Genomic DNA, 26,833 nt, shown 5'->3' with positions numbered 1-26,833 from the left:
TATGACGAGCCAACAGCAAGACAACCCGGTCCAGTCCCACGAAGTCAGTCAGCTCTATGCCATTTTCACGGCGCTGCCGACCGGGGTGCTGCTGCTCGACGGCCAGGGGGCCATCACCCGCGCCAACCCCGCAGCCCATGCGCTGCTCGGCGAGCCGCTGGAAGGGTTGAGCTGGCGCGCCATCATCGGCCGCTGCTTCGAGCCCAGGGCCGATGACGGCCACGAGATCTCCCTGAGAGATGGTCGCCGGGTGCAGCTTTCTACCCAGCCGTTGCCGGATCAACCTGGCCAGCTGGTGTTCCTCACCGATCTCACCGAGACCCGCCGCCTCCAGGACAGGGTCAACCACATGAAGCGCCTCTCTGCACTTGGCAACATGGCGGCCTCCCTGGCTCACCAGATCCGCACCCCCCTGTCCGCGGCCATGCTCTATGGCGCCAACCTGGCCAACCGCACCCTCAAGCCGGAATCACGGGTGCTGTTTCAGCAAAAACTGATGGCCAGGTTGCAGGATCTGGAAAAACAGATCAGCGACATCTTGCTGTTCGCCCGCAGTGGCGAGAGCCAGGTGGTGGCCCCCATCTCGGTCCAAGGATTGCTGGGCGAGGTGCAACTGGGCGCCGAGGCGTTCTGCCATCAACAGCAGTGCAGCCTGCATATCGAGGCCCCTGAGCCCGATCTCTGCCTGCTTGCCAACAGCAATGCCCTGGCGGGTGCCATCAATAATCTGATTGCCAATGGCGCCCAGGCGGGGGCCAACTCCCTCATGGTGAGTGCGGTGCGCAGCGACAACAGGGTCGAGCTGAGGGTGATCGACAACGGCAAAGGCATGACCCATCAACAACTCGCCCAGATCTTTGAACCCTTCTTTACGACCCGCAGCCAGGGCACGGGCCTGGGGCTGGCCGTGGTGCAATCCGTGGTGCGGGCCCATCAGGGGGAGGTCAAGGTGACCTCGGTACCGGGGGAGGGCAGCTGCTTTACCCTCTCTTTCCCTTTGCATGAGGGCGCTCTAGCCCTGGGAGTCGTCGCATGAGTGTCGCAGACCTCCGATGGGGGGATGACCAAGTCGTCACCCTGATTTTCCATTCCAATGAGACCGCTCAGTCCCTGGGAGCAAGCGTATGAGTCAGGCCCGGATCCTGGTCGTTGAAGATGATGCCGGTCTGCGCGAGGCGCTGATCGATACCCTGCTGCTCGGCGGTTACGAGTGTCGTGAGGCCGAGAGCGGTGAGCGGGCGCTGCTTGCCCTGTCGCGCCAGCCCTTCGACATGGTGATCTCCGACATTCAGATGGGGGGCATGGATGGCCTCACCTTGCTGGGCAACATCCGCCAGGCCTATCCCCAGATCCCGGTGCTGCTGATGACGGCCCATGCCAACATAGATGGTGCCGTGCGCGCCATGCGCGAGGGGGCCATCGATTATCTCGCCAAGCCCTTCTCCCCCGAGGTGCTGCTCAACCAGGTGAGTCGCTATGTGCCGGCTCAGAAAGTGGAGCGGCGTACTGTGGTGCATGGGGATCCGCGCAGTGCCGAGCTGTTCCAGCTGGCAGCAAGGGTCGCGAGAAGCGAGGCCACCGTCATGGTGACCGGGCCCAGTGGCACGGGCAAGGAGGTGCTGGCCCGCTACATACACGACAACTCCCCGCGCAGTGAACAAGCCTTTGTGGCCATCAACTGCGCCGCCATTCCGGAGAACATGCTGGAGGCGACCCTGTTTGGTTATGACAAGGGGGCCTTCACCGGCGCCGTGCAGGGCTGTCCTGGCAAGTTCGAACAAGCTCAGGGCGGCACCTTGCTGCTCGATGAGATAACCGAGATGGATCTCTCCTTGCAAGCCAAGCTGCTGCGGGTATTGCAGGAGAAAGAGGTGGAGCGGCTCGGCAGTCGCAAGATGATCCCCCTGGACGTGCGGGTCATTGCCACCAGCAATCGCGACCTCAAGAGAGCGGTGCAAGAGGGGCTGTTTCGGGAGGATCTCTACTACCGGCTCAATGTGTTCCCCCTGCACTGGCGCGCCCTGGGGGAGCGGACCGGGGACATACTGCCCCTGGCCGAGCACCTGCTTGCGCTCCATGCGGCTCAACAAGGGTTGCCGACCCCAAGGCTGGACTCTCAGGCGGCGGCGCTGCTGCTCGCCCATCCCTGGCCCGGCAACGTGCGCGAACTGGACAATGTGGTGCAGCGGGCGCTGATCCTCTCCACCGATGGCGAGATAGGGGTCGCCCAGTTGATCCTGGAGCCGGGAGACGTGGGGGCATTCGCGCTGGGGGTCGGCGAGGCCGGACTCATCCCGGCGGACACTGCGGGCAATGTCGAGCGCCCCTTCAACGGCGAGCGGCTCGGCAGCGAGCTCAAGCAGCAGGAACACCAGATCATTCTGGAGACCTTGCACGACTGCAAGGGGAGCCGTAAAGCCGTTGCCGAGCGGCTCGGCATCAGCTCGCGCACCTTGCGCTACAAGCTGGCGCAGATGCGAGAGGCGGGTATTCTCCTGCCCGCCTGAGCCCTACCCTGCAACCGGAGGCGCCCCAGTCGCGCCTGACCCTGGCGCCCTTGCCGTCTCGCTGACGGGCCAAGGACACCAGTGTGAGCCCGCCACCATGGCCTTGGTCGGCGGGCTCGATTATCATGGCCCTTTGTCAGCTCGCCCATCCGGGCACAGAGGGGCCTATGATCCGCCGCCAGAAACTCACCAACATACTCAATCAGCTGCTCGAACCCCATGCCATCAAGGATTACTGCCCCAATGGCCTGCAAGTCGAGGGGCGCGACGAGATCCGCAAGATAGTCACAGGGGTCACCGCTAGCCAGGGGTTGCTCGACGCCGCCGTGGCCGAGGGAGCCGACGCCATACTGGTACACCATGGCTACTTCTGGAAGGGGGAGGCCGAGGTTGTCACCGGCATGAAGCAGCGCCGCCTCAAGACGCTGCTCACCCATGACATCAATCTGTTCGCCTATCACCTGCCACTGGATGTCCATCCGGAGCTTGGCAACAATGCCCAGCTGGCCAAGCTGCTCGGCATCCGGGTGCGTCGTGGTCTGGAGCCCTGGGACAAGAAAAGCGTGGCCATGGTCGGCAAGTTTGACGAACCCCTGAGCGGTGAGGCGTTGGCCGCACGGATTGGCGAACGGCTGGGCCGCACTGTGCTGCACTGCGGCGAGAGCGGACCTGCCCTCATCGAAACCGTGGCCTGGTGTACCGGCGGGGGACAGAGTTATATCAACCTCGCCGCAGAGCAGGGCATAGATGCGTTCATCTCGGGGGAGGCGTCGGAGCAGACCATACACACGGCCCGGGAGATGGGCATGCACTTTTTCGCCGCAGGCCATCATGCGACCGAACGATATGGCGTCAAGGCACTGGGAGAGTGGTTGGCCACCGAGCATGGCGTTGAGGTGATCTTTGTCGATATCGACAACCCGGTCTAAAAAAATACCAGGGTAGAAATCTACCCTGGTTCTTCGCAGCAGCCATACAGGCAAAAAGGGATGAGGTGATATTGAGCCCTGCTCATTCTCATGGTTCGCATTGTTGCCTGAATGTTAATTTTGTTGCAAGTCATTGCGATGACATGGGGCGGGCCACTTCACGATAATGGAGCCAGATCACAGTTTCTCCATCCCCAGGCCAGGATGCATGGGGATGATTTGACTCCCCCTGTTCGCCGCCATTGATCTATGTTCTATTTGGATACCACATTGCAGGAGGCAAGATGACACTGTTGGATCAGGCGGTTTTGGCCCAGTTGGCCGAAGACATTGGCGAAGAGATGATGCCCGTGGTGATCGGGGTCTTTATCGAGGAGGTGGGCGAGCAGCTTGCCCAATTGCCGCCCCTTTATGAGCAGGAAGAGTGGCGGGCGCTGGGGCGACTGGCCCACAGCCTCAAATCGTCCTGCGCCAGTTATGGTGCCCGGCTCAGCCAGCAGCAGGTGGTGGCCCTGGAGCTGGCCTGCCAGCGTCAGGATAGCGCCGAGAGCGGCCTGCTCATCGGCCAGTTGCAGCAGTCTTTGCCCCAGGTATTCACCCAGTTGAACCATTACTGCCAGCCATCATCCTGAATCCCTGGCGCCGGGGTCAGTGACGCTTGCGCCAGTGAATTGCCCTGTCCAGCGCCGCCTTGAGCCTGGCCCTGTCGTGACGATGGGGCAGGCCCTCCTCACCCAGATAGGCCGTCATCAGCAAACCATCCAGCTCGGCCGGGTATTGACCCTGCGGACCTATGATGGCATCGACCCGCCCCGTGCCAATGTGCTGTTCGAGCCAGCGCCACTGGGTCAGCAGATCCATCTGGCCAGCCGGCCCCTTCTCCGCCACCAGATTGGTGATAAAGACCAATTTTGCGCGGCTCTGACCTATGGCCTGGGCAATCTCTTCCAGCAGCAGGGGGGGCATGATGGAGGTGAGAAAGCTGCCTGGTCCCAGCACTATCATGTCAGCCTCGGCGATGGCGCATACCGCCTCCCGGGTCGCCGCCACCTTGGGGCTCAGAGTGAGTGAAAGGGGCGGGCTGTCCAGTTTGTCGATGGATACCTCACCGAGGATCTGGTTGCCACAGGCGGTGCGGGCGCTGAGATCGGTGGGAAACTCCGACATGGGCAACAGTTTGCTCTCAATTTTCAGCATGTTGCTGATGAGACGAATGGCATCGAGAGGGCGCACCGACAAATTGTCCAGCGCCAGCAACATCAGGTTGCCAAGGTTGTGACCGGCCAGCTCGCCCCGGCCGGCAAAGCGATACTCGAAGAGCATGCTGCCGATACTGGGCTCGGTGACCAGTTGGTTGAGGCAGTTGCGCAGATCGCCCCAGGCGATGCACTCCTGACCCTGACGGAGCCGCCCGGTGGAGCCGCCATCATCCGTGGTGGTCACTATGCCCGTCAGGCGCTCGCCGAGGAAAGAGAGGGAGGAGAGCACCCGACCCAGGCCGTGGCCACCGCCAATGGCAACGACATGCTGGAAGTCATTGATATTTTTCTGCCACATAGAGATCCCCGTGCTGACTCATGATGGCCCAGTGTAGTCATGGGCCCCATGTTGTTGTTTGCCCCTGATCCGATTTTTCGGCAACAGCGGAATTTTTCGCAAAGGGTATGACTTTTGCTTGATCGCTGCACCTGATTTTCTTGGCCCCGATTGCGATGACAGGGGCGATGCAAAAGCGGGCCTGTTTCCCGGATGCCCCCAGGCGTCATCGTTCAATGAGATTTAACAGGAGATAGCAGGTGGACTTTCTGACGGCTCACTCCCTTGCAACCAGCTCGATGCTTGCTTGTCGCGAGGTGTGCGAACGCCTGGCGACCCTGCAGGGGGAGCCGGCCTTGCTGCTTGTCTATTTCACCCAGGCCCATGATGCCGCCATCTTGCGTGCTCAGCTGACTAGCCGTTATCCCAACACGCGCCTCATCGGATGCAGCTCTTGCCATGGGGTACAGACCCAGTCCGGTTATCACAGTGCCGGGGGCTGGGGGCTGGCGGTGGCAGCCCTGTGCGATGAGCGGGGCAGTTATGGGGTGGCCGGGGCGCTCGGTGACCAGATTGACATGAAAAGCCTGCTGCATGGCGCCATGGCCCAGGCGGCGCGTCCGGGCGAACTGCCGGCCATGATATTGCTCCATGCCAGTCCAGGTCAGGAGGAGGCCGTATTGGGGGCCATTGAGGCCGAATTTGGCAGCCAGGTGCCAGTGGTGGGGGGCTCGGCCGCCGACGACAGGGTGAGTGGCGACTGGCAAGTCTGCTGGCAAGCAGGGGAGGGCAAGCAGGGGGTCGTGCTGGCACTGCTCTATCCGGACTGCGAGCTGGCGTTCCAGTTTCACTCCGGCTACCTCGCCACCGCCCATCATGGGGTGGTGACGGCCAGGGAGGGGCGCGAGATATTGACCCTGGATGGTGAGCCAGCGGCCCAGGTCTATGCCCGGTGGCGAGGAGTGAATACCCTGCCGGTCGGCCCCATCCTCAAGGAGAGCACCTTGGCGCCGCTGGCGCGTCAGCGGGGCACCCTGGATGGGGTGCCCTACTACAAGCTCTCCCACCCGGAGGCGGTGACGGCCCGTGGTGGGCTGCGGCTCTTTACCGATATCGAGCTGGGGGAGCGATTGACGCTCATGTATGGCAGTGAAGAGGGGCTCCTCGCCCGCAGTCTGGCGGCGGGTCGCATCGAGCCCGCCTATGGCCGCTGCCGCGAGATGCGCCCCTTCGGCGCCCTGCTCATCTTCTGCGCCGGCTGCCGGCTGGCGCTTGGGGAGCGGATCCACGAATTTGGCAGCCTGTTCGAGACCCAGCTCGGCGCTATCCCCTTTATTACCCCCTTTACCTTCGGCGAGCAGGGGCGCTTGCCTTATGGCGAGCTGGCGCACGGCAACCTGATGGTCTCCGCCGTGATACTGCTGGGAGAACCCGCATGACCCCTGTTCCGAACCCTGACAGCAAGGAGTTGGAAGCCCTGAACGACAAGCTGCAGGCGACCTTGCTGGAGCTGGTGCACTGTCGGGCGCGGGAGGAGCAATATCGTCAGGAGTCGCAGACCCTGCTGGCCGGCCTGGGCACCCTGGCCGAGGCCCGCACGCTGGATCAGGTGCTCGACAGCCTGATCCGCAGCCTGCAGCCCTTTATCGGTTTCGAGCAGGCGGACGTCCTGGCCTGGGAGCAAGGATCGGGCGTCACCCATCTGAGCACCGAGCCCAGGGAGTGTGGTCAAACCTGGCGCCATTCTACCTTGTTCGCTCGCGCCCTGGCGGGGGAGACCCTGGTCATCTATGACCCGGGCCAACTGCCCGAGTTTGCGGCCATGGCAGGCAAGGCTGGCTGGGCCAGCCTGATGCTGACCGGCCTGCACGCCCCGGGCTTTGTCGGCATCTTGCTGTGTCGGCACTCGGTTCGAGGGGGGCTGGATCTGCAAAGCAAGGCGGCGCTGGCGCGCTGTCGCCCACTCATTTCCCAAGCGCTGGTCAACATTGCTTATCGGGCCCGGTTGCAGCAGCAGGTGGCGCTCAAAACCCGGGAGCTGCAGGTGAGCGAGCGCCGTTTTCGTCGCTTCGCCGCCATGGCCTCGGACTGGTTCTGGGAGACGGATGCCGACCACAGGCTCCGCTATGTCTCGGCCCCCGGCTATCAGGGCGGGGTCATGACCATGGAGACGGGGCGCAGCCTCTATGAGGTTGCCCACGAGCGGGAGGGAGAGCCTTGGGACAAGTTTCGTCATCTGGTGGAGGGGCGTCAGGCCATTCGGGCGGAGCGGGTGCGTATCAACACCGGCGAAGTCGTGCGCTGGATGGAGGTGAGCGCCGAGCCCGGTTTCGATCCGCAAGGGGGATTCAGCGGCTATAGCGGCACGGCCCGCGACATTGGCCCCCAGATCCACCGAGAGCAGCAACTGGCCCAGGCCCGGGATCAGGCCGAAGCCGCCAATCGTGCCAAGTCCCAGTTCCTGGCCATGATGACCCATGAGATACGCTCCCCCATGAATGCCGTGATGGGCATGCTGGATCTATTGCAGCACGAGGCCCTGGCGCCCGCCCAGCAATCGCTGTTGGGTCATGCGGCGCACTCGGCGCGGCTGCTACAGACCATCATCGATGACGTGCTCGATTTTTCCAAGATTGAGGCCCACAGCCTGGAGCTGCACTGCGAGCGTTTCTCCCCCCGGCATCTCTGCCAGTCGATCATGGAGCCGCTGCAGGCCATGGTGAGGAGCAAGGGGCTCAGCTTGCGATGCGAGCTGGAGGAGGCCGTGCCCGAGGTTCTGTTCGGGGATCCGGTTCGGGTGTCCCAGATAGTCAACAACCTGCTTGGCAATGCGGTCAAGTTCACCGAGCGGGGCTGGGTGGTGCTCAGGATGGGCTGGGACGGTGTGCGGCTGCGCATCGAGGTGCAAGACAGTGGTATCGGCATCAGCGAAGAGGATCAGGGACGCCTGTTTGAACCCTTTACCCAGGTCGACAGCTCGGCCACTCGCCACTGCGCGGGGACAGGGCTGGGCTTGAGCATCAGCAAGCGACTGGTCGCCCTGATGGGGGGCGAGCTCTGCCTGGAGAGCCGGCTGGGGGAGGGGAGTCGCTTCTGGTTCAGTCTGCCCGGGCTCAGCGTGCCCTGCGAGAGCGAGACGCACCCCAGTCAGCCGACACTGATGCTGCGGCCTCTGGAGGTGCTGGTGGTGGAAGACAGCCCGGTCAATCAGCTCGTGGTCTCGCTCATGCTGCAGAAACTGGTGAGCCGGGTCCGTCTCGCGGGCAATGGTCTGGAGGCTATTGCCCAGGTGACGGAGCAGGCGCCGGATCTCATCTTGATGGACATGCGCATGCCGCAGATGGACGGGTTGGAGGCGACCCGGTTGCTGCGCGAGCTGGGTTATCAGATGCCGATAGTGGCGCTGACCGCCAATGCCATGGCCGAAGACCGGGCGCGCTGCCTGGCCGCTGGCATGACGGACTTCCTGGCCAAACCCATCAGTCTGGCACGGCTGCGCGAGTGCCTGACGCGTCACTGCTGAGTGTCATGGCCCTGTCACAGGGAGGGGGCAGACTGCCATGGGAGCGTGGGACAGGCTGTGACGGTCTACTGAGATCCAGTCGAGTTTGGCGTGCGAAAGTGCAGGCAAAAAAATGCAGGCAAAAAAAATGGTCAACTAGGTAGTTGACCAGTTCTTCAGCAAATACTGAAGAGAGCACGGGATAAATCGGGTTGTATAGAGCTATATGAAAGATACGTGCCAACTTTTTAAATCTTCACCGACCCGCTAATTCAGGCCGATGTGGTGCAAATCTGGTGTCTAATGAATACATTTTTTTGCAAATTGCGAATATTGACATCTCATATTGAGACTTTTCGCATTTTGCAAACATCTGGCAAGGGGCTGTACGCTCAAGCGGGAGCCCTTGCCCTGCTTCTCTGCGGTCTCTCTGCTTGTACTATTTGGTCAGCTTGATGCCAAGGGGGGAGCCTCGCGAGACTCCTCTCTTTCCACCTTGGCGGCGCCTGGGCTCGGAACCCTCTAGGTTAGCGGGCAATCAGCCGACGCAGGAATTGGCGGGCCGCTTCACTGTTCTGCTTGGCAATCAGCATTTGCTTCTCGTAGATGGGCATGGGCAGTATTTCCAACCAGCGCTGACACAGCCAGGTGGCATCCTCGAACTGTTTGTCGGGATAGAGCTCATCGAGTTCGGGGTACTGATCGAACACTTCCCGCAGCCGGTTGGCCAGCAGATCGTCGCTGAAGTCGGAGTGGATGCTGGGCCAGTTGGGCAGCGACTCTACCTCGGCACGGCGCACTCCCAGCTCATCCGTCGTCATGCTGTGAATGCAGAAGCGATCCAGGCCGAGCACGGTGACGCCGAGCAGACCGTCATTGAGGGTATAGAAGTCGGTGACTCTGACCCGGGTACCTACCGGCAGGATGCGCCCGGCGGAGCCAGAGGGGGTGGACTCCTCCATGACGATGCCAAAGCCCTTGTCCTGTTCGAAAGACTCCTTGAGCATCTGCAGGTGGCGCGGCTCAAACAGTCGCAGTGGCAACTTGCCGCCCGGCAGTATGTGGGACGGTAAGGGGAACAGTGCCAGCGTGGTGTTATTCATGTTCCTTCCTCCGTTGATTCATGCTTGGAGGGAGTAATGCAGCGACTGTGCCAGACCATGAAAAAAGCCACCCTGGGATGGTGATTTCATCCCCATGTAGGTCTGTCTACATGGGGAATCAACAGCTTATCGTTTACTCTGGCTGATCTCTAACCTATGAAATTAGCCTTAGCGTAGACACTATGTGGCCATCAGATCCCTGCCTCACCGCGCAACGGGTTAAAGTTGATCGCATCTTGCAAATTTGCAAATAGTCCGGCGCAAAATGCGCATAGGCCATAGTTTGCTGAATTGAATCGCGCTTACGACCTTGATTGGGCGCTCGACTTGCTGATGTTCCCGGTCAAGCGGGGTGAGCGTGGCTCGGGGCAGCTGGCCGATGCGCTCATCGGCGAGCTGTTCACGGGCTACTGTGTGCGGCGGGTGCCCGCCATCCTCAAAGAGGTCGCCTGCAAGGAAGCCCGCCTCTGGCTATCTGACCGGGTGAGGGTATTGCGACAGGTGCAAGCTGACCTGCCCGAGCCGCTTGAGCAGTTGCAGCACAAAGACCGCCGTGAAAAGCTGGCGGTGGATTACGTGGAGCGCGTCCAGCGCCTGCTGGATGCCGCCACCAACGGCCACGTCAACGCCATGCCCGCCACCTACCTCTGGCGAGTCTGCGGCCAGCCCCTCAAGCCTTGGGGCTTCTTGCCATTACTCCCCAGCTTCAAGAGCACTGACACCCGGGATACCTTCATCGCCGCCCACCTTATTCGCTGGCTCGACCCACAATGGTGGGCGCGCAAGTTGCGCAAGCTCTGGGAGCAATATCGGGAGCACAGCGCCATCTTGCTGGGCAAGGTGCGCCGGGGTGTCTCGCCCTACGTGTCCAGCTACGCCCTGCGGGCCTTCAATGCGCGCCAGCTGGCCGCCGAGCAGTGGCTCAAGAGCATGGAGGCGCACAACGAAGCGCACGGCATCACCATCTCACTGGCCGATGCGGTCGCCAGCTCCATGGCCAACCCGTCAAACCGCCGGGATGAACTGGTGGTCAGGGCGCGGGGCTTCTCCGATGCCGCCGACGAAATGGGTTATGTGGGCCTGTTCTTCACCTGGACAGCCCCGAGCCAATATCACCCGTGGAAGACAATCCCCCAAGGTCATGGCCAACCCGCCCGCACCACGGAAAACCCCAAGTATCAGGGCCACACCCCCCGCGACACCAACACCTACCTAGGCACCCTCTGGAAACGCTGCCGCGCCGCGCTGGCTCGCCGGGGTGTCGAGTATTTCGGCTTTCGGGTGGTCGAGCCTCACCACGATGGCACCCCGCACTGGCACTTGCTGCTGTTCGTGAACCCCGCCCAACAGCATGAGCTGATAGGCATCATGCAACGCTACGCCCTGAGTCACGACAGGGACGATCTTGAGCGCAAGCGCCACCCGCTAAGCAAACGCCCCTATAGCGACATCACCCCGCGCTTTGACTGGAAGGCAATGGATCCCGCCAAAGGCGGTGCCGTGGGCTACATCGTCAAGTACATCGCCAAGAATATCGACGGCCACCAAATCGGGGACGAAGGCGACCTTGAGGCCGAAACCGCCGCCAGTGAAGGGGCAAGGCGTGTCAGGGTGTGGGCGTCACTCTGGGGCCTGCGCCAGTTTCAACAACTGGGTGGCCCCTCGGTGAGCGTGTGGCGTGAGCTGCGGCGCTTGCCTGGGCAAGTGCAAGAGAAGGAGGGGCGCACGGTAGCCCCGCTGCCGAGCGAGATAATGGAAGAGTGCCGCCGCTATGCAGACACGGCGAACTGGAAGGAGTTTACCTATTCCATGGGTGGCCCAGTGTGCCCCCGGGATGCACGCCCGGTGCGGCTGCATCACCTGATAGACCTTGCTAAGAATAAGTACGGGGAGGATGTGACTCGGCTTGTGGGTGTGGCCGCTGGCAGTGCCGTTAAGCGAACCCGCCTTGATGGCTGGGTGCTACGCCGAAAGGCGACCGACGAGCCCGCAGAGCACGCCGAAGAGGTGTTGAGCGAGCAAAGCGAAGCAGGGTTTGGCGAGCGTAGCGAGGTGCCATTGAGCGGCGCCAGCTGCGCTCCTTGGAGCTCTGGCAATAACTGTACGCTAGAAAATATATCATTATCGATTAAGTAAAACGGCATGCATTTCTATATACAATTGCAGTTTCCTAGCAAAGAAATCTTCCGATAGGCTTTAGATTTCCACAATAATCACGTCTAATTACATAAGCGTTCAAATGTGACATGTTTCAGCATATATAACGCCCCTCATCTTACCATGTGAGTTGGTGGTAAGCATAAAATGAGGATGCATCGCATTGTTTAAAAATTGTGAAGCCACATCAACACTGCATCACCGAAGAATAGTAAGATAACCATCTTTCATGTTGAACGCAGGAATCTCAATCTATGAACATCAGAGTGCTACCGACAAAGTCTCAATCCAAGATGGATGAGAAAGATGCAGATTTCTATCTACACCAAGACGCTTGGAATGATTTTTCATTTCAAACACAATATCATTTATTTATTTCTTTCTGGATATAGAGCCAAGGATGGCGAGCCCATAAGAATTGGTGAAGTAAAAATATTAAAAAAAGAACAAACAGAAGAAGATGGCATCCAATTAAAATGCGGTGATCTTGCTTTTCTAAATAAAGATTTCTGTTCCTTAGGCCAATCACTGGACTATTATGAACGAATTTCATCTCTAAACGAAGATGAAAAGATATTCATATTGAATGCACTTAATGATGTTATTTATAACCCTCAAATAAAAAAATCATTCGAGAATGAACCTGGTTGGAAAATCTCCTTAATGAGAGGTATCAGTGAATCAGATGACATATTTTTACTGTCACCGTATTTAATAAGCAAAGATTACAGCTCAATACCGAGCATAGAATTAAAATTGTCATTTTACAATGAATCAATGAAGAAACCTGTTGTTTTTGATTTTGACTCACCATCATATGGCTATTTTGAAAATGAAAAGTTGCCATGCAGAATAAATGTGCTTGTTGGCCAAAATGGCTCTGGTAAAAGTTCCATATTATCAAAAATTTCCAGAGTGGCATTCTCATCAAGTAAAGACAGAACAAGTAAGGCATTAACAAAGGTTGGGACAATAGAGCCGCTAGGGATAGGATTTCCTAAAATAATTAGCGTCTCTTATAGTGCATTTGACAGTTTCAAGATTCCAGGTGTTTCTTTGGGTGAGAAAAAACAAATACTTTCAGATATAGTTAGTAACAGAGGAAGATATATTTTTTGTGGCATAAGAGATATTAACAAAGAACTTGAGGACTACATAAAACGTTTCTCAAATGTTGAAATGGATGTTCTCCCAGATGATGAAATAATAAATGATAGATTAGAATCAACGACACTGAAGTCAATTTCAACCTTGCAAGGAGAAATTGCAGAGCTATTGACTCTAATAGAGAGAAAAAAACGAATTCGTGCATTCAAAAGAATAATATCAATCCTTTTCAAAGAGCTATCCTTCAAAGAAATAAAAGCCATTCTTTTGGTATCGATAGATATCAAAACACTACCAGATTTATTCTTTGAATGTTCTACGGGCCATAAATTTGTAATTCATTCATTAATGAACATTATTGCCCATGCAGAAAAAAGAAGCTTAATTCTTATGGATGAGCCGGAAACGCATCTACACCCACCGCTTCTTGCTGTTTTCATGACAGCAATTAGAGAAGCATTACGGGAATTCGATTCATTTTGTATCGTTGCAACGCATTCTCCCATTGTTGTTCAGGAAACACTGCGCAGACATGTTCATATTGTGAGGCGTTTCGGCGGACAAATGGATCTAATTTCACCAGAGATAGAAACCTATGGTGAAAGCCTGTCAACAATTACGACGCTTGTATTTAGTCTGACAGGAGAGTTTACGGAATACCATCAGGAACTAGATAACATTACTGACTTCTACATAGAAACAGGTAAGAAAGATTCACCGGAAACTATCTATAATAACATAGAGAGTGCCTTTGGAAATGACCTAAGCATGCAGGCTCGTTCATATGTAATGTCCAGAATTATTGCAAGTCATAGGGGTCTATGACATGTGGACACTAACACCACCAGAAAATATCAATCATCTAGATATAATAGTTACAGCATTGACATATCACAATGGTGATCCTAAACATGCATTAACAATTGATGAGAAAAATGCAATAGCTAATATATGCCAACAATACGATAGACTAGAAGGAAAAGAAGACGACAATCTTAAAGGGTTGGCTACTTTAAGTGAAGATAGCCGAAATGCTATGCATGATGCATATGGAGAGGTGCAGAAACGCGGTAGATTGAGTGACTATAGGAGCAAATTACTTCTATTGGCTAATCGATGTCCATGCTGCGGGATTTCCGCTGCAGATGAACTTGATCATTATTTGCCACGCTCCATATTTAAGCCCCTATCGTTATATTTTAATAATCTGATTCCTCTTTGCCATACATGCAATAATACAAAAAGAACTCATCACAGCACTGCTGATGAGAGATTTCTGCACGCCTATTTCGAAAGCGTTCCAAGTGACGAGCGTTTTTTTGTGGCTGACACCAGCATAGAATACGGTGCATTAATTGTAACTTTCTCGGCAATAAAAACACCAGGTCTTAGCGTCCCCACGCTTACTATGATTAACTTTCAAATGGGTAAGGTTAATTTAAATGAAAGACTGAAAGCAGAGGTTAATATATTCTTAGCATCATACTCAAATTCAATAGAGGGTATTTATGAAGTTAGAGAAAACGCCGATGATGTAAAAGAATTCATGCTAAAAGAAAGTACGACGCACGCCAAACGGTTTGGATTGAATGACTGGAGAACTGCACTTGTCTATTCTCTGGCAAATAACATTAAATTTTGTCGCGGGGGGTTTAGGATAGTTATTCCAAGCTAATTTAAAATCCCCAATAGAGCGTGTAGATAACTAACATCGACACGCTTTATTTCCTACTTTCAATACAAGAGTCTAACCTTACAAAACACCTAAATAGCCTCGAAATTCTTTCATCTATAGTCTGGCATCTAATTTATTTCAACTGTAGGAGGAGGTAGCGAAGTTCATCCCCCCCTGCAATTCTCACAGAATCTATGGCGCCACGGAAACCACTCATCCGCTCCCGCCTACGTGCTGCGTGTATCATCCATTGTGCAAAGGCCTAGGGTTTAAAGAACAAGACGGTTTGAACGTGCCAAGCAGCAAGAGCGGTATCATCAACAGCACCCTGTAGGGGCACTCAGGTGCCCCACAGGTAATCCCAGAGCATACCTACGCCTACACAAGCAAAAAGAGCCACGGATAGAGCTGCGTCACGGAATCCGCGCTCATCCGCTCCCGCCTGCGCGCCCTGTGGGAAAAAATTTTTGCAAAAATGGATTACGGCGAAACCATAGGCCCAGAGCCCGCCAGCTCTGGGCCTTACAGTTAAAATCCAAACTGAAAAGAGTGAACATTTTTTCACTGCATTACAGTTTCCAGATACCCACATCGAACAGCGTCAAATCTTCAATGTATTGTTTTAAAAGACTTTTATCAGTTTTCTGTGAGGGTTTCACTGTGGTGATGTGCTTGGGTAATGAGTCCATAAAATCGAAATTTCATTTATTTTTCAATGTGTTGTAGCCAGCCAAAGCTAAATGAAAAAGTGTAAAATTGAAAAGCTCATGTGGATAGAGGTAGTATCGAACTGATAGGGGTCAACTGAGCCCTTTGTCGGCGGATGATGAGTTAAGTGAAATCTATATAGCACACTGTCATGGCTATGTTCTGGAAAGGATTTATGATCAGATATACTGTTTTCACACTTTCTGTAATTGGCTTGTTTGTGCTTATTCTTATACCTATGTCATTACTTGCTAAACCCGTTTATTTTATATATTCCCAGAGTGTTCTAGGCTCCACTTACATTGGTGATGAAGTGTTTCACGAAGTATTGAAAGTGATTGGATATGTTATGGCCCCTATTAGCCTTGCTGCCTCAATAGTGGTGAACTGGCTGCTATCTAAGCGGCTGTGAACTCAAACTCGGGATACATAATAATGATTCGTGCACTGATCACCTTTGCTCTGTTCTGTATGGTGCTTGCGTTAGCGATGGTCACGGTTGCAAAACCATTATTTTCAATCTATTCAAAGTATGTCTTGGCTGGAAACTATGTTGGTGAGACCTATGCGGCGTACTTCTTCGACTTCGTTCTCTACTGCCTAGCGCCATCTTGCATGATTCTATCAATATTATTAGTGACGCTATATTATAGATACCGAGGAAAAAGGTAGAAAAAAAACCGCCTTTCGGCGGCCTTTTTTATATTGCAAACTGTTCGAGGCTTTTGCCTTGTGCTATCTGCTCGGCTATCGCCTTAGGCATGCGGCCCTGACCCGTCCAGGTCTTTTCCTGCTCATCTTCCTGATACTTATACTTTGGGGGGCGGGGAGTGCGTTTACTCTTACCCTTTTCAGCATTGGCTGCTGGCGCGGCATTGTTTACTAAGTCGCGCGGGTCGATTCCCGCCTCTTTCAGCATTTCAGTAAACTCTGCCAGTTTACGCTGATGCTCTGCCTGCTCGGCGCGTTCTTTCTCGGTTGAGTCACGGCGTTCTATATAGATGGCATCAAACTTCTCTTTCGCATCTTGCAGCTGTTCGAATGACAGCTCGCGCAGAGCAGCGCGCAGGCTACGGACATTCATGAGTGTTTTCAAAAATTCGGTCATAGCGTCCCCATTGACGATGCTTAGCAAAGAGATATTTTCGGGGAAAATAACATGAAGCGTGGAAAATAATAAAACTATTTCATTCGGATAATATTGAATCGTGATGGATTGTGTCTCTATATGCCCTGCCTGATGAGTAAGGCATTGGGTTCCGTCTTGCTCATTAGGTAGGGTGGCAAGCGAAGCGCGGCAGGGGATACCCAGACATAACAAAGCCCCGCATGGCGAGGCTTTGGCATAATATCTCTCGATGTGGTCAACGTGTGGACATTGACTGAAACAAATCCTTTTGTTTCATCTATTTAGCTAAATTTTTAAAGCCACCCTGGGGTGGCTTCATTGTGCTCAGTGGCGCTGTTCCAGATACATGACAGCGGCCTCGACCCGGCTCTGGGCCTCGAGCTTCTTGAGCAGGCTCTTGACGTGTACCTTGACGGTCCCCTCCGAGATATGGAGCACCGAGGCCACCTGCTTGTTGGAGAGGCCCTTTGCAATTTCGCGCAGGATTTGCATTTCGCGACGCGTCAGGCTCTCGAGTTTCTGCTGCAAGTGATCCAGCTCGTAGATGTTCTCCAGATAAGGGCGCAGCGGCTCGCTCAGGATCTGCTGTCCCGTCATCACGTCGCCGAGCTGGGCCAAGAGGGTGTCGGGCTCAGTGTCCTTGAGCAGGTAGCCGTCGGCGCCTGCCTTGAGCAGGGCGACCACATCCTGGCGGGCATCGGACACGGTCAGGATCACCACCCGGGAGGTGATCTCCTCGGCGCGCAGTGCCTTGAGGGTATCCAGACCGGAGAGACCTTTCATATTGAGGTCGAGCAGGATCAGATCGGGTTCGGCCGCCTTGGCCATGGCGATGGCGTCACTGCCGTTGGATGCTTCGCCGCATACTTCTAGGTTCTCTTCCAACGCCAGGAGTTGCACTATCCCCTTGCGCATCAGGGGGTGATCATCGACCACCAGAACTGTGTATTTTATCTCGTCCATCAGGCATCTCTTGTTAGGCTGGTGGGAAAGGTCAGGTGCACTCGGGTGCCCTTGGGGTGGATCTCGCTGATCGCCAGGACCCCATGCAGCTTGCTGGCCCGCTCGTCCATGATGCTGAGGCCATAGTGGTTGATGGCTGAACGGGCATGGCCGATACCGACACCGTCATCGGTGATTTGCACCTGAATGTTACCATCGGCAAGGGTCTCACAGCTAACATCAATCAGTTGCGCACTGGCATGTTTGATGGCATTGAGGACGGCCTCACGGATGAGTTGCAGTATGTGAATGTGCTGGCCCGCTTCCAGATCCGTATCGGACAGACCGTAATGGAGCCTGATCTGGGCCTGAGTCTGGGGCTTGAGCTGCTCTATCATGATGTGGATTGCCTCCCCCAGATTGGCATCTCCGATGCTGAGTCTGAAAGTGCCCAGCAGCTCACGCAGTTGGGTGTAAGCATTACTGAGCCCCTCGTCTATCTGCTCCATGGCCGCCTGTGTCTTGCTGCTGTCCCCCTTGTTGAAGGCGCGTTTGAGCAGGGTGGATTGGATTTTCAAGTAAGAGAGGGCCTGGGCCAGGGAGTCGTGCAACTCGCGGGCGATGACGGCCCGCTCCTCCATCAACAACAAGCGCTGTTGCTGCAAGAGCGTCTGATCCTTGTGCAGGACCTGGGCCAGCAGCATGGAAAAGTTCTTCATCAGCCGCTCGTCGATGGGGTGAGGGCTGATGATGTCGAGACGGCCAAACTCCCTGTCATCCATCTGCAAATAGAAGCTCACCACCGCTTCGAGTTCCCCAGGCCAGCCACTGCGCCCGGTGAGGTAGACCGGCATGGCATTGTGTTCGAAACGGGTCAGCCGTATATGCGCTATCTGCTGATGAGCGGCGGCCCGGTCGAGCAGCTTTTGCAGGGTGTGGCCGCTTAAGGGGGCGGCGTGCAGCTTCTGGGCCGTGGTGTAGAGGAAGGAGAGGGTATCATTGGCCTGCTGCAGCTTGGCGGTCTTCTCTTCGACCTTACTCTCCAAGTCCCGATAGAGCTTGCCCAGTTCGGTGGCCATGGTGCCAAAGGCGTCGGACAGCTCCCCCAATTCGTTGTCGCAGTGGGGGGGCAGAGTGAGGTCAAATTCACGCCGCTGGACCTGGCGGGCGCAATAGACCAGCTGGTTGAGGGGGGCCACTACCTGCTGGCGAGTGAAGCGCACCGTGAACCAGGCGATGGTGATGATGGAGATGAGCCCCAACCCCTCGGCCAGCGCCAGCATGCGCACCTTGAATTCGACGTGGTACTGCATCTGGTTGACGAAGTCATCGATGGCGGCGACGAACTGCTCCGTGTTGTCTATGTAGCGCTGGGGGGTCGCCTGCTCTATGTGGCTGCGCATCAACTGCCACTGGCGCAGCACTTCGCCATAGGTAAGGCGCAGGGCCGCCGGGGTTATCCAGCGCTGGGTCTCTTGCAGCTCCTTGGCATTGAGCGTCTGCTCGAATTGATCCAGCCGCTTGAGGGCAGGCTGTCCCTGACCAATCTCATAGGCCATGCGATAGGCCTGCATCCGCAAGGATCCGGACAGATTGATGGCCTTGGCATCGGGCACCGAGTAGAAGAGGGTGACCATGGCCACCAGGGCGATCAGGCTCGCCATAAACAGGATCAGCATCATGGAGCGACCGATGGCGCTACTGACCGAATGAACCCTGAACCATTGCCCCATGTAGCCTCTGCGCCGCTGAAATACCCCATAAGTTGCGTGGGAGTGTACTCCAACTTGTGCTAGCATCGAAAAACTAGATGAACTCCGAGCATTTTCGCCTAAGTCTTTGGATAAGGGGAAGATTGCCGACAGCCGACATGCGCGCTGTAAGGGTCAGGAAAGAAATGCCCTGGCCTCCCGTATTTGGAAAGGTGTTTATGTTGCCACTTGAAGATGGTTTTTCCCGTCGTTTTTACTATTTGCGCCTGTCGATCACCGATGTGTGCAATTTTCGTTGTACCTATTGCCTGCCGGACGGTTATCGCCCCGAGGGGCGCAAGTCCTTCCTCTCTGTCGATGAGATCCGCCGGGTAGTGTCCGGTTTTGCTGCCATGGGCACCCGCAAGGTGCGCCTGACCGGTGGTGAACCCTCCCTGCGCCGTGATTTCACCGAGATCATCGAGACGGTGGCGGCGACTCCTGGCATCGACAAGATAGCCATGACCACCAATGGTTATCGACTCAAGGAGCGGGCCGCCGAATGGCGAGCCGCCGGGCTGACCGCGCTCAATGTCAGTGTCGACAGCCTGGACCCGCGCCAGTTCCACCAGATCACCGGTGAAAACAAGCTGGCCGAGATCATGGATGGGATAGAGGCGGCACTCAATGCCGGTTTTCCCTCGGTCAAAGTCAATGCCGTGCTGCTCAGGGGGCTCAATGATGGCCAGCTTGCCGAGTTCTTGGCCTGGATCCGGGACAAGCCCATCGAGCTGCGCTTCATCGAGTTGATGCAGACGGGGGAGATGGACACGCTGTTTCGCGATCATCACGTCAGCGGCGAGACCATCAAGGCGCACTTGCTTGAGCAGGGCTGGCTGCAGCAGTTGCGAGGGGTGGATGATGGCCCGGCGCAAGTGTTCCAGCACTCGGGCTCGCGCGGCAGCATTGGCCTCATCATGCCTTACAGCAAGGATTTCTGCGCCGGTTGCAACCGGTTGCGGGTCTCTTCCGTCGGCAAGCTGCATCTGTGCCTGTTTGGGGAGAGTGGCGTCGAGCTCAGGGATCTGCTGAGTGCCGACCAGCAACAGGATGAGCTGATCCAGCGCATTCGAGTCGCCCTGCTCGGCAAGGCCGCGACCCATCACCTTCACGAAGGGAATGCGGGCATGACCCCTCATCTCGCTTCGATAGGTGGGTAAGCCTCAAACAAGCCTCTCCTTCCTGCCGGTTTGCCTATTAGGGGGTATCTTGACGGATATCCCCTACGATTTTTTGCGCCAAGGGATTGATCCAGCGCAATAATCCCCCCTGTTTATCCCCCTGGTGGTATATCCCTTACCTTGTTGAGTCCGCAAAATAGGCCCACTATTAGAATAGGTATTACAGATGCCATTCTTATTTCGCCTGTTCAGGCCAGGTTTTTCGGGGTTCACAAGGAGTGGATATGTCCGATGGGGTCAAGCTGTCACGCCGGCACCTGCTGCGCGGCCGTTTCAAGGCTGTGACACCTGCTGCCCAGTTGCCCTGGTCACTGCCCTGGCCCGCGTTTGTCGCCGATTGCAGCCGCTGTGGCGATTGCCTCACCGCCTGCCCCGAACAGATCATCATCAAAGGGGATGGCGGCTTTCCCGAACTCGACTTCAGCCGGGGTGAGTGCAGCTTCTGTGGCGATTGTGCGAGCGCTTGCAGCGAGCCGCTTTTTCGCCCGACTGAACAATCCCCCTGGGACTATATCGCCCACATAGCCGAAAGCTGCCTGGCCAACGGCCAGGTCTATTGCCAGCGCTGCCAGGATAGCTGCGAGGCGAGGGCAATCCGCTTTATCCCCATACTCGGTCGGGTGCCAACCCCAAGCGTGGATGCCGCCCTGTGCACCGGGTGTGGCGCCTGTGTCGCAGATTGCCCGGTTGACAGTATCAAGGTGGCCAGCCCGGCCGCGAAGGAGCATGAATGAAACCGCAGCCAGCCGATGTCCAGCTTGAGCAGGAATACCACGTATCCAGCCTGGTGGTATTGACCCAGCCCCCCTTGCGCCATCGGCTTGCCGAGCAGATTGGTGCCCTCGAAGGGGCCGAAGTGCATGTGGTCAGTGAGGAGGGCAAGTTGGTTGTCACCCTGGAGGGGCCGAGTCAGCGCCCCATCATGGCGGCCATCGATGCGATCAATGCCATGCCGGGGGTGCTGTCTGCCGGTCTCATCTACCACCAGTTCGATGAGCGCGATGTCCAATGCAAGGAATAACACGCCATGGCGCTGAGTCAGCGTGGCTCATCATGATGGCCATAGAGGCTATCAATGCCATGCCGGGCGTGCTCTCCGCCGGTCTCATCTACCACCAGTTCGATGAGCGCGATGTCCAATGCAAGGAATAACACGCCATGATGCTGAGTCAGCGTGGCTCACCATGATGGCCATAGAGGCCATCAACGGGATGCCGGAGGTACTGTCTGCCGGTCTCATCTACCATCAGTTCGATAATAACGATAAGCAATGTGAGGAAATGTCATGAAGCTGAGTCGACGCGACTTTATGAAGGCCAACGCGGTCGCAGCCGCGGCGGCCGTGGCCGGTGTCAGTGCTCCCGCCCTGGCGGCCAACCTGATCACCAGCACCGACAAGACCGCCATCACCTGGGACAAGGCGCCGTGCCGCTTCTGCGGGACCGGCTGCTCAGTGCTGGTGGGCTCCCAGGCCGGCCGCGTCGTCGCGACCCAGGGCGATCCCGATGCGCCGGTCAACCGTGGCCTCAACTGCATCAAGGGCTACTTCCTGTCGAAAATCATGTATGGCGAGGATCGTCTGACCCAGCCGCTGCTGCGCATGACCAACGGCAAGTTCGACAAGAACGGTGACTTCGCCCCCATCAGCTGGGATCAGGCGTTCGACATCATGGCCGAGAAGTTCAAGGCCACCCTCAAAGAGAAGGGCCCGACCGCGGTCGGCATGTTCGGCTCAGGCCAGTGGACCGTGTGGGAAGGCTACGCCGCCTCCAAGCTGATGAAGGCGGGCTTCCGCTCCAACAACCTGGATCCCAACGCCCGTCACTGCATGGCCTCGGCCGTGGTCGGCTTCATGCGCACCTTCGGCATGGATGAGCCCATGGGCTGCTACGACGACATCGAGCAGGCCGACGCCTTCGTACTGTGGGGCTCCAACATGGCCGAGATGCACCCCATCCTCTGGTCCCGGATGTCCGATCGCCGCCTCTCCAATCCGGACGTGCAGGTGCATGTGCTCTCCACCTTCGAGCATCGCAGCTTCGAGTTGGCCGACAACGGCATGGTGTTCACCCCGCAGACCGATCTCGCGATCCTCAACTACGTCGCCAACTACATCATCCAGAACGACAAGGTGAACTGGGAGTTCGTCAACAAGCACACCCAGTTCCGCAAGGGCGTCACCGACATCGGCTACGGCCTGCGTCCGACCAACCCGCTGCAGCAGCAGGCGAAGAACCCGGACAGCGGCGACTCCACCCCCATGAGCTTCGATGACTTCGCGAAATTCGTGGCGGACTACGACGTCGAGTCGGTCTCCAAGCTCTCCGGCGTCTCCAAAGAGAAGCTGGAAAAACTGGCGCAGATCTATGCCGACCCAAGCAAGAAAGTGGTCTCCTACTGGACCATGGGCTTCAACCAGCACACCCGCGGCGTCTGGGCCAACAACCTCTGCTACAACATCCACCTGCTGACCGGCAAGATCTCCACCCCGGGCAGCGGTCCCTTCTCCCTGACCGGCCAGCCTTCCGCCTGTGGCACCGCCCGGGAAGTGGGCACCTTCGCCCATCGCCTGCCCGCCGACATGGTGGTCACTGACCCCAAACACCGCGCCATCGCCGAGAAGATCTGGAAGCTGCCGGAAGGCACCATCCCGGACAAGGTGGGTTATCACGCCGTGCTGCAGAGCCGCATGCTCAAGGATGGCAAGCTCAATGCCTACTGGGTGATGTGCAACAACAACATGCAGGCCGGCCCGAACATGAACGAGGAGGGGCTGCCCGGTTATCGCAACCCGGCCAACTTCATCGTGGTCTCCGACCCGTACCCGACCGTGACCGCCCAGGCTGCCGATCTCATCTTGCCCACCGCCATGTGGGTGGAGAAAGAGGGCGCCTATGGTAACGCCGAGCGCCGCACCCAGTTCTGGCACCAGCAGGTCAAGGCGCCGGAAGGGGCCAAGTCCGACTTGTGGCAGCTGATGGAGTTTGCCAAGCGCTTCACCGTGGAAGAGGTGTGGCCGGCGGAACTGATCGCCAAGATGCCGGAAGTGAAGGGCAAGACCCTCTATGAGGTGCTCTACAAGAACGGTCAGGTCGATCAGTTCCCCAAAGCGCAGAGCAAGGGCGAGCTCAACGACGAGGCTGAGCACTTTGGCTTCTATGTGCAAAAAGGCCTGTTTGAAGAGTACGCATCCTTCGGTCGCGGTCATGGTCATGACCTGGCCCCCTTCGATCGTTACCACGAAGAGCGCGGTCTGCGCTGGCCCGTGGTCGATGGCAAGGAGACCCTGTGGCGCTATCGGGAAGGGTTCGACCCTTATGTGAAGGCGGGGGAGGGGGTGAACTTCTACGGCAAACCCGATGGCCGTGCGGTCATCTTCGCGCTGCCTTATGAGGCGGCCGCCGAGTCCCCGGATCAGGAGTTCGATCTCTGGCTCTCCACCGGCCGCGTGCTGGAGCACTGGCACACCGGCACCATGACCCGTCGGGTCCCCGAGCTCTATCGCGCCTTCCCGGATGCGGTGCTGTTCATGCACCCGGAAGATGCCAAGGCTCGCGGCGTGCGCCGTGGTGAGGAGGTGATCGTCTCCTCCCGCCGCGGTGAGGTGAAGACCCGGGTCGAGACCCGTGGCCGCAACAAGCCGCCCAGAGGACTGGTGTTCATGCCCTTCTTCGATGCGAGCCAGCTGGTCAACAAGTTGACCCTGGATGCCACGGATCCGCTCTCCAAAGAGACGGATTACAAGAAGTGTGCGGTCAAGGTCGCCAAGGCCTGAGGCAACAGGCATTGATGAGCGCCCGGCCGCCGGGCGACGCTCGCTTGCTACCCAGGGGCCTGCCCGGCGCGGGCCCTTGCGGATAACATGTTCGGAGAACAAATAATGAAGAAGCTGATTGGAGCAATGTTGGCCTGCCTGATGGCGGGGAGTCTGATGGCTGCCGAGGCACCACAGGTCACCACCGAGAGCGGCGGCGTCAAGTCCCTGCGCAACAGTGCGGATCTTGCCGTCGAGGCACCCGCGGCCCAGATGAAGAACTTTCGCAAGGATGGCGATCTTTATACCCGCCAATACATGCATCAGCCGCCGCTGATCCCCCATGACATTCGCAACTATGAGATAGACAAGAAGGTCAACAAGTGCCTGGCCTGTCATAGCTTCAAGAATGCCACCGCCATGAAGGCGCCCAAGATAAGCCCGACCCATTTCGAGTCGCGAGATGGCCTGACCCTGGGCGAAGTCTCGCCGCGCCGCTACTTCTGCTTGCAGTGTCATGTGCCGCAGACCGATGCCAAGCCGCTGGTGGACAATACGTTCAAACCGGTCGATGCGCTGAACTAAGGAGTCATTAGATGAAATTACCCGGTTTTGTGCAGCGGATCTGGACCACCTTCAAGTCGCCCTCCAAGGCGGCGCTCTGGGTGCTGCTGATGATGGGCTTCTTTGGCGGCGTCATCTTCTGGGGCGGTTTCAACACCGCCATGGAAGCCTCCAACACCGAGAAGTTCTGCACCGGCTGTCACGAGATGAAAGACAACGTCTTCGTCGAGTATCGCGACACCATCCACTATGCCAACCGTTCCGGGGTGCGGGCCAGCTGTCCGGACTGCCACGTCCCCCACGAGTGGACCTACAAGATCATTCGCAAGGTGCAGGCTTCCAAGGAGCTGTGGGGCATGTTGACCGGCAAGGTGGACACCCGCGAGAAGTTCGAGTCTCACCGCCGGGAGATGGCGGAGCGGGAGTGGCAGCGGATGAAAGACACGGATTCGAGGGAGTGTCGCAACTGTCACAACTTCGAGTACATGGACTTCTCCTTGCAAGGACGGCGCGCCGCTCAGATGCACTCAACCAACCTGGCCAGTGGCGAGAATACCTGCGTCGATTGCCACAAGGGGATTGCGCACCAGCTGCCTGACATGACAGGGGTCAAGGGATTCTGATCGGAGTGCCCTCGCAAGACAGGCCGGGTGAGCCCGGCCTGTTGCTATGAGCCTGACTGGGCGCTGCGAGCAGATTAATGAGCCTATTCACCCCACTCCCCGACAACTTTTGGTAGAATCCATCCCCAGCAAGGATATTGCCAATCAGATCCAATTGGCTGGCCTCGCCCCTGGCTGGCGTACCGCAAGCATCCTACCCCCTCTTCGCCTCGTGCTCGATGATTTACAGGAATTGTTCAATGGCAGCAGACATCAGCGAATTCACCCCCCTCAACATTGCCGTACTGACGGTCTCTGACAGCCGAGGCGCCGCCGACGACAGCTCGGGGGATTACCTGGCATCGGCCCTGACCGAGGCGGGACATCAGCTGACGGATAGAGCGTTGTGCGCCGACAACCTGTTCCGGGTACGGGCTCAGGTCAGCCAGTGGATCGTTGATGAGAGTGTGCAGGTGGTGCTGATCAATGGCGGCACCGGCTTCAATGAGCAAAACCGGGTTCCGGAGGCGGTGGGTGTGCTGTTCGAACGCACCGTGCAGGGCTTTGGCGAGATGTTCCGTCAGCTCTCGTTTGCCGAGATCAAGGGCTCGGCCATGCAGAGCCGCGCCCTGGCCGGGCTCGCCAACCGCACCCTTATCTGCTGTTTGCCCGGATCCACGGGGGCCTGCCAACTGGGGTGGGAGAAGCTGATCCGGGATCAGCTCGATGTCCGCACCCGGCCATGCAACTTCGCGACCCAGCTGATCAGATGATCCGCACCATCCTTTCCTTTTCGGGGCGGCATACCGCGCCATCAGTGACGAGTAACAGCCAATGAGTTTGACCCATCTCAACCAGAGCGGCGAGGCCCACATGGTGGACGTCACCGACAAGCAGGTTACCGAGCGCGAGGCCCGCGCCGAGGCATTTGTGACCATGGCCCCCGCGACCCTGGCCCTGATCCTGAGCGGTCAGCACCACAAGGGCGACGTGTTCGCCACCGCCCGCATCGCCGGCATCATGGCGGCCAAGAAGACCGCCGATCTGATCCCGCTCTGCCATCCGCTGGCCCTGACCCGGGTGGAGGTAGAGATTGAGCCCCAACCCGAGCACAATAGGGTCCATATTCGCACCCTCTGCAAGCTCTCCGGCAAGACCGGGGTGGAGATGGAAGCGCTCACCGCGGCGTCCGTGGCGGCGCTCACCATCTACGACATGTGCAAGGCGGTGCAAAAGGACATGGTGATCGAGCAAGTCAGGCTGGTGGAGAAGAAAGGCGGCAAGTCCGGCCACTTCCTGGCCCCGGCTGCCGATGGCGGTGCACAACAGAATGCGGGAGAGCCGTCATGATCAAGGTTCTGTTTTTTGCCCAAGTCAGGGAGCTGGTCGGCTGCGACGAGCTCAGCCTGCCCTGCGACTATGCCAGCGCCGAAGATCTGCGCAGCGCGCTGTGCGTGCGCGGTGACAAGTGGGCCCTGGCGCTCGAGTCCGGCAAGTTGCTGGTGGCGATCAACCAGACCCTGGTGCCGCTCGAGACGCCGCTCAATGATGGCGATGAAGTCGCCTTCTTCCCCCCTGTGACCGGAGGCTGACCATGAGCGAGATAACGACCGTGGATCGCACCACTGAGCTGTGCGGTGGCGATGAAGTGGCCTTCTTCCCTCTCTTTCCAGTAACGACCGGAGG

24 protein-coding genes and 1 riboswitch are annotated in these 26,833 nt (G+C 57.3%); of the genes, 19 read left to right on the top strand and 5 right to left on the bottom strand.

What is annotated here, in order from left to right; genetic code table 11:
- Position 1: 1 nt before the first annotated feature.
- The 4 genes from KYK33_RS13160 to KYK33_RS13145 all read left to right on the top strand — a co-directional run bounded on the left by KYK33_RS13160 (position 2) and on the right by KYK33_RS13145 (position 4,068).
- Positions 2-1,036, top strand: coding sequence for a sensor histidine kinase (locus KYK33_RS13160; RefSeq protein ID WP_224430818.1), 1,035 nt, complete (start codon positions 2-4; stop codon positions 1,034-1,036).
- Between the two features lie 88 nt (positions 1,037-1,124).
- Positions 1,125-2,507, top strand: coding sequence for a sigma-54-dependent transcriptional regulator (locus tag KYK33_RS13155; protein WP_224430817.1), 1,383 nt, complete (start codon positions 1,125-1,127; stop codon positions 2,505-2,507).
- A 167-nt stretch (positions 2,508-2,674) separates the two neighbouring features.
- Positions 2,675-3,436, top strand: a complete 762-nt coding sequence (locus tag KYK33_RS13150) for a Nif3-like dinuclear metal center hexameric protein (protein ID WP_224430816.1) — start codon at positions 2,675-2,677, stop codon at positions 3,434-3,436.
- Between the two features lie 284 nt (positions 3,437-3,720).
- The gene (locus tag KYK33_RS13145) at positions 3,721-4,068 is read left to right on the top strand and encodes an Hpt domain-containing protein (RefSeq protein ID WP_042043351.1); all 348 of its coding nucleotides are present in this window, start codon (positions 3,721-3,723) and stop codon (positions 4,066-4,068) included.
- 16 nt (positions 4,069-4,084) lie between these two features.
- On the opposite strand, the gene KYK33_RS13140 is transcribed toward KYK33_RS13145, so the two are convergent.
- Positions 4,085-4,993, bottom strand: coding sequence for a gluconeogenesis factor YvcK family protein (locus tag KYK33_RS13140; protein WP_224430815.1), 909 nt, complete (start codon positions 4,991-4,993; stop codon positions 4,085-4,087).
- Positions 4,994-5,271: 278 nt separating this feature from the next.
- Here KYK33_RS13140 and KYK33_RS13135 point away from each other — a divergent pair, with 278 nt between their 5' ends.
- Together KYK33_RS13135 and KYK33_RS13130 are read left to right on the top strand one after the other, a co-directional pair.
- Positions 5,272-6,411, top strand: coding sequence for an FIST signal transduction protein (locus tag KYK33_RS13135; RefSeq protein ID WP_224433013.1), 1,140 nt, complete (start codon positions 5,272-5,274; stop codon positions 6,409-6,411).
- Positions 6,408-8,495 carry a PAS domain-containing sensor histidine kinase gene (locus KYK33_RS13130; protein ID WP_224430814.1) on the top strand — a complete coding sequence of 696 codons (2,088 nt, stop codon included), beginning with the start codon at positions 6,408-6,410 and terminating at the stop codon, positions 8,493-8,495. The genes KYK33_RS13135 and KYK33_RS13130 overlap by 4 nt, the downstream gene beginning before the upstream one ends.
- A 506-nt stretch (positions 8,496-9,001) precedes the next feature.
- On the opposite strand, the gene KYK33_RS13125 is transcribed toward KYK33_RS13130, so the two are convergent.
- Positions 9,002-9,577 carry an LON peptidase substrate-binding domain-containing protein gene (locus KYK33_RS13125; RefSeq protein ID WP_042043356.1) on the bottom strand — a complete coding sequence of 192 codons (576 nt, stop codon included), beginning with the start codon at positions 9,575-9,577 and terminating at the stop codon, positions 9,002-9,004.
- 291 nt (positions 9,578-9,868) lie between these two features.
- Between KYK33_RS13125 and KYK33_RS13120 the strand changes: the two genes are divergently transcribed.
- The 3 genes from KYK33_RS13120 to KYK33_RS13110 all read left to right on the top strand — a co-directional run bounded on the left by KYK33_RS13120 (position 9,869) and on the right by KYK33_RS13110 (position 14,516).
- Entirely contained in the window at positions 9,869-11,713 is a 1,845-nt protein-coding gene (locus tag KYK33_RS13120) for a replication endonuclease (protein ID WP_224430813.1), read from the top strand.
- Positions 11,714-12,040: 327 nt separating this feature from the next.
- On the top strand, positions 12,041-13,666 hold the full coding sequence (locus KYK33_RS13115) for an AAA family ATPase (RefSeq protein ID WP_224430812.1): 1,626 nt from the start codon (positions 12,041-12,043) through the stop codon (positions 13,664-13,666).
- 1 nt (position 13,667) lies between these two features.
- Positions 13,668-14,516 (top strand): HNH endonuclease, encoded by an 849-nt coding sequence (locus KYK33_RS13110; RefSeq protein WP_224430811.1) that lies wholly within the window; start codon positions 13,668-13,670, stop codon positions 14,514-14,516.
- Between the two features lie 1,408 nt (positions 14,517-15,924).
- On the opposite strand, the gene KYK33_RS13105 is transcribed toward KYK33_RS13110, so the two are convergent.
- The 3 genes from KYK33_RS13105 to narQ form a co-directional block, all read right to left on the bottom strand.
- Positions 15,925-16,332, bottom strand: a complete 408-nt coding sequence (locus tag KYK33_RS13105) for an H-NS family histone-like protein (RefSeq protein WP_224430810.1) — start codon at positions 16,330-16,332, stop codon at positions 15,925-15,927.
- Between the two features lie 345 nt (positions 16,333-16,677).
- On the bottom strand, positions 16,678-17,316 hold the full coding sequence (narL, locus tag KYK33_RS13100; RefSeq protein WP_042043357.1) for a two-component system response regulator NarL: 639 nt from the start codon (positions 17,314-17,316) through the stop codon (positions 16,678-16,680).
- On the bottom strand, positions 17,316-19,028 hold the full coding sequence (gene narQ / locus KYK33_RS13095) for a nitrate/nitrite two-component system sensor histidine kinase NarQ (RefSeq protein ID WP_042043358.1): 1,713 nt from the start codon (positions 19,026-19,028) through the stop codon (positions 17,316-17,318). Before narQ ends, narL begins: the two co-directional genes overlap by 1 nt.
- Before the next feature lie 70 nt (positions 19,029-19,098).
- Positions 19,099-19,238: riboswitch (molybdenum cofactor riboswitch) on the top strand.
- Between narQ and moaA the strand changes: the two genes are divergently transcribed.
- From moaA to moaD, 10 genes are all read left to right on the top strand, one after another.
- Entirely contained in the window at positions 19,226-20,206 is a 981-nt protein-coding gene (gene moaA / locus KYK33_RS13090; RefSeq protein WP_224430809.1) for a GTP 3',8-cyclase MoaA, read from the top strand. It overlaps the preceding riboswitch by 13 nt.
- A gap of 245 nt (positions 20,207-20,451) precedes the next feature.
- Positions 20,452-20,961: a ferredoxin-type protein NapF gene (gene napF / locus KYK33_RS13085; RefSeq protein ID WP_224430808.1), complete on the top strand. Its 510-nt coding sequence runs from the start codon at positions 20,452-20,454 to the stop codon at positions 20,959-20,961.
- On the top strand, positions 20,958-21,248 hold the full coding sequence (locus KYK33_RS13080; protein WP_259235717.1) for a chaperone NapD: 291 nt from the start codon (positions 20,958-20,960) through the stop codon (positions 21,246-21,248). Before napF ends, KYK33_RS13080 begins: the two co-directional genes overlap by 4 nt.
- Positions 21,236-21,379, top strand: a complete 144-nt coding sequence (locus KYK33_RS20145) for a chaperone NapD (RefSeq protein ID WP_396021349.1) — start codon at positions 21,236-21,238, stop codon at positions 21,377-21,379. The genes KYK33_RS13080 and KYK33_RS20145 overlap by 13 nt, the downstream gene beginning before the upstream one ends.
- Before the next feature lie 133 nt (positions 21,380-21,512).
- Complete coding sequence (gene napA, locus KYK33_RS13075; RefSeq protein WP_224430807.1) at positions 21,513-24,002, top strand: nitrate reductase catalytic subunit NapA; 2,490 nt, start codon at positions 21,513-21,515, stop codon at positions 24,000-24,002.
- 105 nt (positions 24,003-24,107) lie between these two features.
- Positions 24,108-24,566, top strand: a complete 459-nt coding sequence (locus KYK33_RS13070) for a nitrate reductase cytochrome c-type subunit (protein WP_224430806.1) — start codon at positions 24,108-24,110, stop codon at positions 24,564-24,566.
- 11 nt (positions 24,567-24,577) lie between these two features.
- A complete protein-coding gene (locus tag KYK33_RS13065; protein WP_224430805.1) occupies positions 24,578-25,168 on the top strand; it encodes a cytochrome c3 family protein in 591 nt (196 codons plus the stop codon).
- A gap of 239 nt (positions 25,169-25,407) precedes the next feature.
- Positions 25,408-25,920 (top strand): molybdenum cofactor biosynthesis protein B, encoded by a 513-nt coding sequence (gene moaB, locus KYK33_RS13060; RefSeq protein WP_042043367.1) that lies wholly within the window; start codon positions 25,408-25,410, stop codon positions 25,918-25,920.
- 61 nt (positions 25,921-25,981) lie between these two features.
- Entirely contained in the window at positions 25,982-26,497 is a 516-nt protein-coding gene (gene moaC, locus KYK33_RS13055) for a cyclic pyranopterin monophosphate synthase MoaC (RefSeq protein WP_224430804.1), read from the top strand.
- Positions 26,494-26,739, top strand: coding sequence for a molybdopterin synthase sulfur carrier subunit (gene moaD / locus KYK33_RS13050; RefSeq protein ID WP_224430803.1), 246 nt, complete (start codon positions 26,494-26,496; stop codon positions 26,737-26,739). Before moaC ends, moaD begins: the two co-directional genes overlap by 4 nt.
- The last annotated feature ends 94 nt before the right edge of the window (positions 26,740-26,833 follow it).

This window comes from Aeromonas rivuli, assembly GCF_020149575.1.
GTDB lineage: Bacteria > Pseudomonadota > Gammaproteobacteria > Enterobacterales > Aeromonadaceae > Aeromonas > Aeromonas rivuli.
This window is presented reverse-complemented; position numbering and strand designations above follow the sequence as displayed.

Bases quoted from the DNA above. Each gene is read 5' to 3' on its own strand.
- KYK33_RS13160 (WP_224430818.1), top strand. From the start codon at position 2: ATGACGAGCCAACAGCAAGACAACCCGGTCCAGTCCCACGAAGTCAGT.
- KYK33_RS13155 (WP_224430817.1), top strand. From the start codon at position 1,125: ATGAGTCAGGCCCGGATCCTGGTCGTTGAAGATGATGCCGGTCTGCGC.
- KYK33_RS13150 (WP_224430816.1), top strand. From the start codon at position 2,675: ATGATCCGCCGCCAGAAACTCACCAACATACTCAATCAGCTGCTCGAA.
- KYK33_RS13145 (WP_042043351.1), top strand. From the start codon at position 3,721: ATGACACTGTTGGATCAGGCGGTTTTGGCCCAGTTGGCCGAAGACATT.
- KYK33_RS13140 (WP_224430815.1), bottom strand. From the start codon at position 4,993: ATGTGGCAGAAAAATATCAATGACTTCCAGCATGTCGTTGCCATTGGC.
- KYK33_RS13135 (WP_224433013.1), top strand. From the start codon at position 5,272: ATGCTTGCTTGTCGCGAGGTGTGCGAACGCCTGGCGACCCTGCAGGGG.
- KYK33_RS13130 (WP_224430814.1), top strand. From the start codon at position 6,408: ATGACCCCTGTTCCGAACCCTGACAGCAAGGAGTTGGAAGCCCTGAAC.
- KYK33_RS13125 (WP_042043356.1), bottom strand. From the start codon at position 9,577: ATGAATAACACCACGCTGGCACTGTTCCCCTTACCGTCCCACATACTG.
- KYK33_RS13115 (WP_224430812.1), top strand. From the start codon at position 12,041: ATGCAGATTTCTATCTACACCAAGACGCTTGGAATGATTTTTCATTTC.
- KYK33_RS13110 (WP_224430811.1), top strand. From the start codon at position 13,668: ATGTGGACACTAACACCACCAGAAAATATCAATCATCTAGATATAATA.
- KYK33_RS13105 (WP_224430810.1), bottom strand. From the start codon at position 16,332: ATGACCGAATTTTTGAAAACACTCATGAATGTCCGTAGCCTGCGCGCT.
- narL (WP_042043357.1), bottom strand. From the start codon at position 17,316: ATGGACGAGATAAAATACACAGTTCTGGTGGTCGATGATCACCCCCTG.
- narQ (WP_042043358.1), bottom strand. From the start codon at position 19,028: ATGGGGCAATGGTTCAGGGTTCATTCGGTCAGTAGCGCCATCGGTCGC.
- moaA (WP_224430809.1), top strand. From the start codon at position 19,226: ATGTTGCCACTTGAAGATGGTTTTTCCCGTCGTTTTTACTATTTGCGC.
- napF (WP_224430808.1), top strand. From the start codon at position 20,452: ATGTCCGATGGGGTCAAGCTGTCACGCCGGCACCTGCTGCGCGGCCGT.
- KYK33_RS13080 (WP_259235717.1), top strand. From the start codon at position 20,958: ATGAAACCGCAGCCAGCCGATGTCCAGCTTGAGCAGGAATACCACGTA.
- KYK33_RS20145 (WP_396021349.1), top strand. From the start codon at position 21,236: ATGCAAGGAATAACACGCCATGGCGCTGAGTCAGCGTGGCTCATCATG.
- napA (WP_224430807.1), top strand. From the start codon at position 21,513: ATGAAGCTGAGTCGACGCGACTTTATGAAGGCCAACGCGGTCGCAGCC.
- KYK33_RS13070 (WP_224430806.1), top strand. From the start codon at position 24,108: ATGAAGAAGCTGATTGGAGCAATGTTGGCCTGCCTGATGGCGGGGAGT.
- KYK33_RS13065 (WP_224430805.1), top strand. From the start codon at position 24,578: ATGAAATTACCCGGTTTTGTGCAGCGGATCTGGACCACCTTCAAGTCG.
- moaB (WP_042043367.1), top strand. From the start codon at position 25,408: ATGGCAGCAGACATCAGCGAATTCACCCCCCTCAACATTGCCGTACTG.
- moaC (WP_224430804.1), top strand. From the start codon at position 25,982: ATGAGTTTGACCCATCTCAACCAGAGCGGCGAGGCCCACATGGTGGAC.
- moaD (WP_224430803.1), top strand. From the start codon at position 26,494: ATGATCAAGGTTCTGTTTTTTGCCCAAGTCAGGGAGCTGGTCGGCTGC.